This is a genomic window from Bariatricus sp. HCP28S3_A7 (genome assembly GCF_052066375.1).
Taxonomy (GTDB): domain Bacteria; phylum Bacillota; class Clostridia; order Lachnospirales; family Lachnospiraceae; genus Allocoprococcus.
In genome coordinates this window covers 1-7,322 of sequence record NZ_JBQHSG010000049.1, presented here as the reverse complement: position 1 = coordinate 7,322, position 7,322 = coordinate 1, and the positions used below count along the sequence as shown (strand labels likewise).

At 37.7% G+C, this 7,322-nt stretch carries 11 protein-coding genes; 10 read left to right on the top strand and 1 reads right to left on the bottom strand.

The features are described 5' to 3' along the window. Window positions 1-332 precede the first annotated feature (332 nt). Both ACTNA4_RS15595 and ACTNA4_RS15590 read left to right on the top strand, forming a co-directional pair. Window positions 333-635: a hypothetical protein gene (locus ACTNA4_RS15595; RefSeq protein WP_441031028.1), complete on the top strand. Its 303-nt coding sequence runs from the start codon at window positions 333-335 to the stop codon at window positions 633-635. A 99-nt stretch (window positions 636-734) separates the two neighbouring features. Then, complete coding sequence (locus tag ACTNA4_RS15590) at window positions 735-899, top strand: hypothetical protein (RefSeq protein WP_441031026.1); 165 nt, start codon at window positions 735-737, stop codon at window positions 897-899. 277 nt (window positions 900-1,176) lie between these two features. Here the strand turns inward: ACTNA4_RS15590 and ACTNA4_RS15585 are convergent, their stop codons facing one another. Continuing rightward, entirely contained in the window at window positions 1,177-1,725 is a 549-nt protein-coding gene (locus tag ACTNA4_RS15585; RefSeq protein WP_441031023.1) for a helix-turn-helix domain-containing protein, read from the bottom strand. A gap of 510 nt (window positions 1,726-2,235) precedes the next feature. On the opposite strand from ACTNA4_RS15585, the gene ACTNA4_RS15580 reads away from it, so the two are divergent. The 8 genes from ACTNA4_RS15580 to ACTNA4_RS15545 all read left to right on the top strand — a co-directional run bounded on the left by ACTNA4_RS15580 (window position 2,236) and on the right by ACTNA4_RS15545 (window position 7,215). Next, window positions 2,236-2,421 (top strand): helix-turn-helix domain-containing protein, encoded by a 186-nt coding sequence (locus ACTNA4_RS15580; RefSeq protein WP_441031020.1) that lies wholly within the window; start codon window positions 2,236-2,238, stop codon window positions 2,419-2,421. Window positions 2,422-2,497: 76 nt separating this feature from the next. Then, the gene (locus ACTNA4_RS15575; protein ID WP_441031017.1) at window positions 2,498-3,703 is read left to right on the top strand and encodes a tyrosine-type recombinase/integrase; all 1,206 of its coding nucleotides are present in this window, start codon (window positions 2,498-2,500) and stop codon (window positions 3,701-3,703) included. 44 nt (window positions 3,704-3,747) lie between these two features. After that, complete coding sequence (locus tag ACTNA4_RS15570; protein ID WP_441031015.1) at window positions 3,748-4,071, top strand: plasmid mobilization protein; 324 nt, start codon at window positions 3,748-3,750, stop codon at window positions 4,069-4,071. A 17-nt stretch (window positions 4,072-4,088) separates the two neighbouring features. Continuing rightward, complete coding sequence (locus tag ACTNA4_RS15565) at window positions 4,089-4,526, top strand: TnpV protein (RefSeq protein WP_441031012.1); 438 nt, start codon at window positions 4,089-4,091, stop codon at window positions 4,524-4,526. 1 nt (window position 4,527) lies between these two features. Beyond that, on the top strand, window positions 4,528-5,418 hold the full coding sequence (locus ACTNA4_RS15560) for a ParM/StbA family protein (RefSeq protein ID WP_441031009.1): 891 nt from the start codon (window positions 4,528-4,530) through the stop codon (window positions 5,416-5,418). A gap of 73 nt (window positions 5,419-5,491) precedes the next feature. Next, the gene (locus ACTNA4_RS15555) at window positions 5,492-5,950 is read left to right on the top strand and encodes a hypothetical protein (RefSeq protein ID WP_441031007.1); all 459 of its coding nucleotides are present in this window, start codon (window positions 5,492-5,494) and stop codon (window positions 5,948-5,950) included. Window positions 5,951-6,388: 438 nt separating this feature from the next. Continuing rightward, window positions 6,389-6,751, top strand: a complete 363-nt coding sequence (locus ACTNA4_RS15550) for a plasmid mobilization protein (RefSeq protein ID WP_441031004.1) — start codon at window positions 6,389-6,391, stop codon at window positions 6,749-6,751. Next, the gene (locus tag ACTNA4_RS15545) at window positions 6,730-7,215 is read left to right on the top strand and encodes a relaxase/mobilization nuclease domain-containing protein (protein ID WP_441031002.1); all 486 of its coding nucleotides are present in this window, start codon (window positions 6,730-6,732) and stop codon (window positions 7,213-7,215) included. The genes ACTNA4_RS15550 and ACTNA4_RS15545 overlap by 22 nt, the downstream gene beginning before the upstream one ends. Window positions 7,216-7,322: the final 107 nt, after the last annotated feature.

Genomic DNA, 7,322 nt, shown 5'->3' with positions numbered 1-7,322 from the left:
ACGATGGAAAAGGAGAAACAAATTAAGAAGTTGGGAATACCGGAATTGGAAGAAAGAATAAAGGCACAGGAAATAGAAAGTGTTTTTTGTAGAGAAAATATATATGAGGGATATAATCAAGTACGTCAATTGAATAGAGTTTGGGCTGTTAATGAGAAAATTGTGTAACAATATCCGGTATTGCGTGAAGGAAGTGGTATTGAGAGATAAGGGATATCCATATATCATATGAAACATTTCAAAACTATAAAAATGAAATAAAAAATTTCGAATATCCTATTGAAAAAATAAAACATTTCTGCTAATATAAACAAAGAATAGGAGGTGTTGTTATGAGTAGAGAAATAAATTCTGTTAAAAAACGTGTAGCAGCTCTTGAGGAGGAAAATAGGAAGCTTCGTTTGCAGATGAGTGACATTGATGCTAGGGTAAAAAAGAATGCAAGAGATATCGAATCTCTTCGTGAAACAGATATTATATCTGCATTACAGGAAAGAAATATTCCAGGTGATCCAAATTCAAAACCAAGATACAGTTATCAAGAAATTGCTGAAATGTATGAAACTAATCCTACGAATGTATGCAGAATTGCAAAAGAGAATAATATTGAAAGACGTGCAAAGAAAACATCATAAGTTGGAACATGATAATTATTTTCTGCTCAAGAAGGTGAAAATTTTGAAGTGTTGTTTGCCTTATGCAGGTTAGGGTAAATAGAAAGGAGACAGGTTGTTATGTCAAAAATGTGTTACAATTACGAGACGGGTCAATATGAAGATATAGATGAATCTGGATACAGCTATACCAGTGGCCAGTATGTTAATAATTGGGACGATAGTGAATATAGAAGAGAGAGAGAGGAAGAAGAACGAAGGCGTTGGGAAGATGATGAATGGTAAAATTTGTTTATTGTAATTAGTATAATTGCTTCAGAAATATGGCAACACTTTGGCAACAGAAAATCAGTAAGCCAAAATAAAATGTGCAAATGAAGTAAAATATCGGCAGATTTTAAATAAAACTTAAACAAAATAGCTTGAGTTAGAGCGGCAACTTGCCGAGTTTGAATAATTTTCAAAAGCTCGCAAAAGCCTATAAAATGGGCATTTGCGAGCTTGTTTTTTGGGCTTTGGTACTAAAATGGTACTAAAGTGAGCAGTGCATGAATAATAGTATTTATGCATGCGGCCATGTAATTTTCCACTCAAAGTATTCGTTTGGAGAAATCTCTCCATTATTTAATTTCGTTTTCATTTCACACCAGTCTGACAAAAAGTCATTTACCAATCCATATTCAAAAGTTAATGCAATGGGTGCACCTGCGCAGTCATAATCATCTTCGTTATAAGTTGGTTTTGCTGTTTCAGAAGGTTTTGATGGTGTCATTGCGGTTAAGTGTATCAAATTACCAGGTGCGGTGTACTCAGGAAATCTTGTCCCTTTTCCTCGTGCAGGAAGAGAAGAGGCGCTTTCCTCGAGCCAGAAGAGTGTTTCGATAATATCTTCCGCGGCACCTAAACTGTAATCAGAGATTGCTTTGTAATTACAGTGCAATGCGTCGGCGAGCTTTTGAATCATATCATCACCGGGAATGCGAGCACCGGTTTCGTATTGAGAGATGCGGACAGACATATTCTTTCCCTCAAAACCGAGAGCACCACCCAGGTCATCCATTGTCATTTTGCGGAATACCCGTATTTTCTTTATTCTTTCACCTATTGTCATAGTGTAGTTCCCTCCATTTAGATGTGTTATGAACTTTTAAATAGAGTATAACACGAAAAAAATAAAAAGAAAAGTTTTTCTATACCAAAATATTAGAAAAACTACTTGACAATTCAATACGACATGGTATAGAATAATCACAATCTATTTATCTATACTATATAGTATTGAAAAAACTAAATGAGCGATATCGGAATACTAACAGACATTTGCCAAGACCTTTTAAGAAGCGAGCGAATGAAGACACTCCCCTAAGTGGACTGAATACCTCGAGCAGGAGCGGGCGGTGTTATCTGAAATATTCTTTCAGGTAATGAGGCTGGTTGGAACACCAGCAGAGCCGATATGAGAACGCCAACATTTTTGAATGTTATGGAATGTAGACGGTTGAACGGAAAAACATACTTACAATTCCTACAGACAAATACATAATACAGAATTTATGCAGCAGTTATTGTGACAGTTCATAAATCTCTGTATTTAAACACAAGAAGAAGGGAGGCAGAATGTATGAATGAGAAGTTTTTAAAAGTAGATGATGTGATGCAGATACTTGGCATTTCCAAATCGGCTGCTTATAACATTATGCGACAGTTGAATGATGAACTGAAAGAAAAAGGCTATGCAGTTATTCGTGGCAAGATTAGTCGTAAGTATTTTGAAGAGCGATTTTATGGAATGACAGATGCTGTGTAACAACAAAAAGTATTAGAACACAAAACCGGCGGGACTTATGATGTCCTACCGGCAATAGGAAAAGGAGATGATGAGTATGCCAGCATACAAAGATAGTAACACTGGTACCTGGTTCGTCAAATTCTATTGCAAGGACTGGACTGGGGAAAATAAGCAAATAAAGAAAAGAGGATTTGCAACAAAGAGGGAAGCTTTGGATTATGAGCGTAATTATAAGATTCGTCAGGAAAATAATCTGGATATGACATTCGGAGAGTTCTGGAAATTATATACAGAAGATGTGAAGAATCGGGTTAAGCTCAATACATGGCTTACGAAGGAACACATTGTGGAGACAAAAATCTTGCCGTACTTCAAGAATCTGAAGATGAATGAGATTACAGCAGGAGATGTGAGGAAGTGGCAGAATGAGATGGTGGGATTTCGATATGAAAATGGTGAGAGTTATTCTCAGACTTATAGAAAAACCATGCACAATACGCTGAGTGCAATTTTTAATCATGCCTGCAGGTTTTATAATCTGAAATCAAACCCGGCAAGACAGGCGGGAAACATGGGAAAAGAGGAAAATAAAGAAATGCTTTTCTGGACTACCGAGGAGTACAAAAAGTTTTCTGATGCAATCGTGGATAAGCCTATATCATTTTATGCATTTGAAATGTTGTATTGGACTGGAATGAGACTTGGTGAGTTGCTTGCTCTTACAATGGAGGATTTTGATTTTGAGAAGAATACAGTTCGTATCAATAAATCGTATCAGAGATTGCAGGGGCAGGATTTTATTACAACACCCAAGACTCCAAAAAGCAATCGAACGATTAAACTTCCAAAGTTTTTGTCAGAGGAGATGCAGGATTATTTTGCAATGCTTTATGACCAGGAACCTACAGACAGAATCTTTCAGGTGACAAAAAGTTTTCTTCACCACGAGATGGATAGAGGCTCAAAGCTTGCAGGGGTAAAGAAGATAAGAATTCATGACCTCAGGCATTCGCACATTTCTCATTTGATTGACCTGGGATTTTCAGCTGTGGCAATCGCTGACAGAGTTGGACATGAAAGTATAGATATCACGTATCGCTATTCACATCTGTTTCCATCGAAACAGGTGGCTATGGCAGATAAATTGGATGAGGTCAATGCAAGCTATGAAGATGGTGTGCAAGATGAAGTGGTGGAAGATGTTGTGGTAAATAAGGCTATGGAAGAAAAAGCAATGCCGGAAGAGTCAATCGAGAACGATAATAAGATTCTTAATATACAAAAGTATCTTGCAGGATAAAAACAAGGGGATGCGGTGCATCCCCCGGGTAGGAGATGATTCAAATGAGCGAAAAGAGATTAGATGCAAAAAACAGATGGAGAAATGTGGTGGTAGCATTTCGCATGTCACCGGAGGAAGCACAGGAACTCAATGTGAAAGTTGCGTTAAGTGGTCTTTCCAAGCAGGATTATATTATACAGTGCTTATTAAAGCATGAAGTGAGGGTGGTTGCAGGAAAGAAGGTTGCAAGAAAAATGGAAATGTATCTTGAAGCGATGCTGGAAGAATTGCAATTTTTGCAGGATGAAAATATGAGCAACATTGATTTTGATGAGATGCTCATGCCATTGAAACAAATTCTGACAATTTTAAAAGAAACGGACTAGAAAGGATTGGTGGTTATATGAATACAACAGAAACTGATGAAATGACATTTTTTGAAAAGAATGGAATCGGGTACGAACAGAGAGGAGATTTTTTATATCCTGTTCTTGGAGCATGTGATAATGCAACAATTACAGGTGTTGGCAAGTATGGAACACTGTGGATGACGTGGTTGTTTGAGCTGGACAGAAGACTCCATCGTAAGTATCTGTTAGAGGGAACATTGATTGAAAAAGCTATGGAATTTCAGGAGTATGCCTGTGAACTTGAGAATGAAATAGTTAATGCGACAGGGATTTCACTTGGTTTAACAGATGATTATTTGTCGGTGCTTGCGCAGCAGAGACAGAGATGGGAAGTGGCACAGGAAATAATTACCCACGATGGACGTGTTGCAATTATGAAAAATAAAGAGCTTCGTGAAAAAGAAATAAAGAAGAGATTGGAGGAAGCGTGATATGAGAGAGCTTAGAATTGACGGAACTTTGATTTTAGCTGTGGATCATGGTTATGGAAATATAAAAACAGCTAATACAGTATTCAGTAATGGATTTGTGGAGAGAGATACAGAGCCGGTAATGAGTACAGATTATTTGTATTATGGCGGTAAATATTATGTGCTGGATCAGGGGCATAAAAATTATGCGAAAGATAAAGTGATGGATAATGATTTTTACATCCTCACTGTTGCGGCAATTGCAAAGGAACTGTACTTGAGGAATGTTAGATGTGAGAAAATTCATCTGGCAGTGGGAGTTCCGCTAAAATGGATGGATTCACAAAAGGAGACATTTCAGGCATATATGCTTCAAAATTCTGAAATTAGATTTGTATATAAAGGCAGAATATTTGAAGTGGAAATTGCAGGTTGTAGTGTTATGCCACAATGTTATGCTGCGGTTGCAGAGCATCTGCCAGAATTTAAAGGTTTGAACATGATTGTAGACATTGGGAATGGAACGATGAATGCCATGTTTTTACAAGATGGCAGACCAGTAGAAAATAAAATGTGGACAGAGTTGTTTGGGGTGCGACAGTGTGCTTTGAAAATTCATCAGACATTATTAGACAAATTTCAGGAAGATGTGCCGGATTCAATCATCAACACATTCCTAATGAATCGTATGGCAGATATTGATCCCGAATATGAATATTGGATGGAGACAACAGCGAAGGAATATGTGAGGGAGTTGACTGCAAAGATATTTGATTTTGGATACAACGAAAAGACAATGAAAATGTATGTCTTGGGCGGAGGAGCAAAGCTTTTGGAACATTTCAGCACATTTGACAGAAGCAGAATCACATTCAACTTTGACATTAATGCAAATGCAAAGGGCTATGAGTAGTTCTGTTATGTAGCATTGAAAAAGAAGAAACTTGGAATAGCAGGATAACTGGGAAATGAAAGCAGGTGGGACAATGAAGAAAAAGGAACAGAAAATTGTCAGATTCTATTCTGATAATCCTGAGCATCGAAAGGCGTTTGACATTCTCCAGAAAATTAATGCTGAAAAACATTCTTCCATACAGGATTTCATAATTTCAGCAATCAACCTTCTTGGGGATATGAAACTAAATGAAGAATGTCCGGCAGTTGACAGGAAGGATTGGGAAGACCCACTCATTGAAAGAATTGCTGAGGCGGTCGAAGCAATCATTGATGAAAAGCTTCCTCAGATTATTGCATCGTACCTTCTTGGAATCAAAACAGGTCAAACTTCAAATCCTTTGCCTGCTTCATATGCTTCTGATTTGCCAGCGACAAATATGATGTCTGATGCTGAAAGAGTGGCAAAAGAAGCCGGCGAGACTAAAAATGGCATGGAAAAAGATGTTGAAGCAAATGACATGCTGGATTTGGACAGCTTTTTCTCGTGATAGCGTGACTGCTATCACAATCAGATGAAATGATATCAAAACAGGCAATTATGATAGCAAAGATAAATGAAATAAGGTAATGCTATCAAAAAGTGCCGGAAAGATATCAATATCATAATATCTGCTATCAAGTGAGATAGCAGTAAAATATATCGGGTGCAGGTGCTCCTGCCAAGACGGAAAATGATGTAAACGCTGAGGGCGTTTATATATTTTTCGGGAAAAGGTCCGACCTTTTCCGCATCTTGCAAAACCAGTGAACACTACGAATTTCATGCTTGCATGAGAATGAGTAGTGTGAACGCCAAACACACCGAGCATAAAATGCGAGGTGCAAAACCTATAAACACAACTGTTAGAAAGGATGAAAAGAAATGGGCCAGATAATAAGAAATTGGTTTAAGACAACATTTTTAAGACACGAAAGGGGATTTGATTATGGCAGATGGAAAGAGAAGATACAAGTCTGATAGGAAAGACTATAAGATTTCGGTAAAACTGTCGGAGAAGGATATGGATATTCTGGATGCAGCAGTTAGGAAAAGTGGAAAGACTATAAGTGAATATGTGAGGGAATTGATTCGGTTAGGTGGAAATGTTGATTTTCGATATCCAGAGGACAGGGCAAGAGTTATCAGGATTTTTTCCGGTATCGCAAATAATATCAATCAGGCGGTCAGACTTGGAAATACACAAGGAGAACTGTATTTTAGTGATATTGATAAGTTGCAGAGAAGTCTTGATGAAATCAAAAGCTTATTCAGGGAGGTGCTGGAGATATGGCGATTACAAAGATCCTGAATATTAAGGAATCAAAAGGCAGAAATCCGGCATCGCATCTGGAAAATGCTTTGCAATATATTCAGAATCCAGACAAGACGGAAGAATGTGTTTTGGTGGGCAGTATCAACTGCCTGCCGGATACTGCATTTGAGCAAATGGTAGAAACAAAGAATATATTTCACAAGACAGGTAACAGACAAGGATATCATGTGATTATTTCGTTTTCTCCGGAGGAGAAAGTTACGGCAGAACAGGCAATGTATGTGCTGGAACATTTTGCGAAGGATGTACTTGGGGATGATTATGAAGCTGTATTTGCGGTTCATACAGACAGGGAACACATGCATGGTCATTTGATATGGAACAGTGTAAGTGTAACAATCGGGAAGAAGTATAATTCTCCTAAAGGAAACTGGAAGAATCATTTGCAACCGATTACCAATAAGTATTGCAAAGAGTTTGGACTTGGTATTACTCCGTAAGCGCCAAATATTAATGCGGTCAGATACAAAATTACCCCAGCCCTTTGCGAGTTGGAGTAATTCACTATAATTCACATGCGATTTTTGATAGATTGGAGTTTTTCACT

Bases quoted from the DNA above. Each gene is read 5' to 3' on its own strand.
- ACTNA4_RS15595 (WP_441031028.1), top strand. From the start codon at position 333: ATGAGTAGAGAAATAAATTCTGTTAAAAAACGTGTAGCAGCTCTTGAG.
- ACTNA4_RS15590 (WP_441031026.1), top strand. From the start codon at position 735: ATGTCAAAAATGTGTTACAATTACGAGACGGGTCAATATGAAGATATA.
- ACTNA4_RS15585 (WP_441031023.1), bottom strand. From the start codon at position 1,725: ATGACAATAGGTGAAAGAATAAAGAAAATACGGGTATTCCGCAAAATG.
- ACTNA4_RS15580 (WP_441031020.1), top strand. From the start codon at position 2,236: ATGAATGAGAAGTTTTTAAAAGTAGATGATGTGATGCAGATACTTGGC.
- ACTNA4_RS15575 (WP_441031017.1), top strand. From the start codon at position 2,498: ATGCCAGCATACAAAGATAGTAACACTGGTACCTGGTTCGTCAAATTC.
- ACTNA4_RS15570 (WP_441031015.1), top strand. From the start codon at position 3,748: ATGAGCGAAAAGAGATTAGATGCAAAAAACAGATGGAGAAATGTGGTG.
- ACTNA4_RS15565 (WP_441031012.1), top strand. From the start codon at position 4,089: ATGAATACAACAGAAACTGATGAAATGACATTTTTTGAAAAGAATGGA.
- ACTNA4_RS15560 (WP_441031009.1), top strand. From the start codon at position 4,528: ATGAGAGAGCTTAGAATTGACGGAACTTTGATTTTAGCTGTGGATCAT.
- ACTNA4_RS15555 (WP_441031007.1), top strand. From the start codon at position 5,492: ATGAAGAAAAAGGAACAGAAAATTGTCAGATTCTATTCTGATAATCCT.
- ACTNA4_RS15550 (WP_441031004.1), top strand. From the start codon at position 6,389: ATGGCAGATGGAAAGAGAAGATACAAGTCTGATAGGAAAGACTATAAG.
- ACTNA4_RS15545 (WP_441031002.1), top strand. From the start codon at position 6,730: ATGGCGATTACAAAGATCCTGAATATTAAGGAATCAAAAGGCAGAAAT.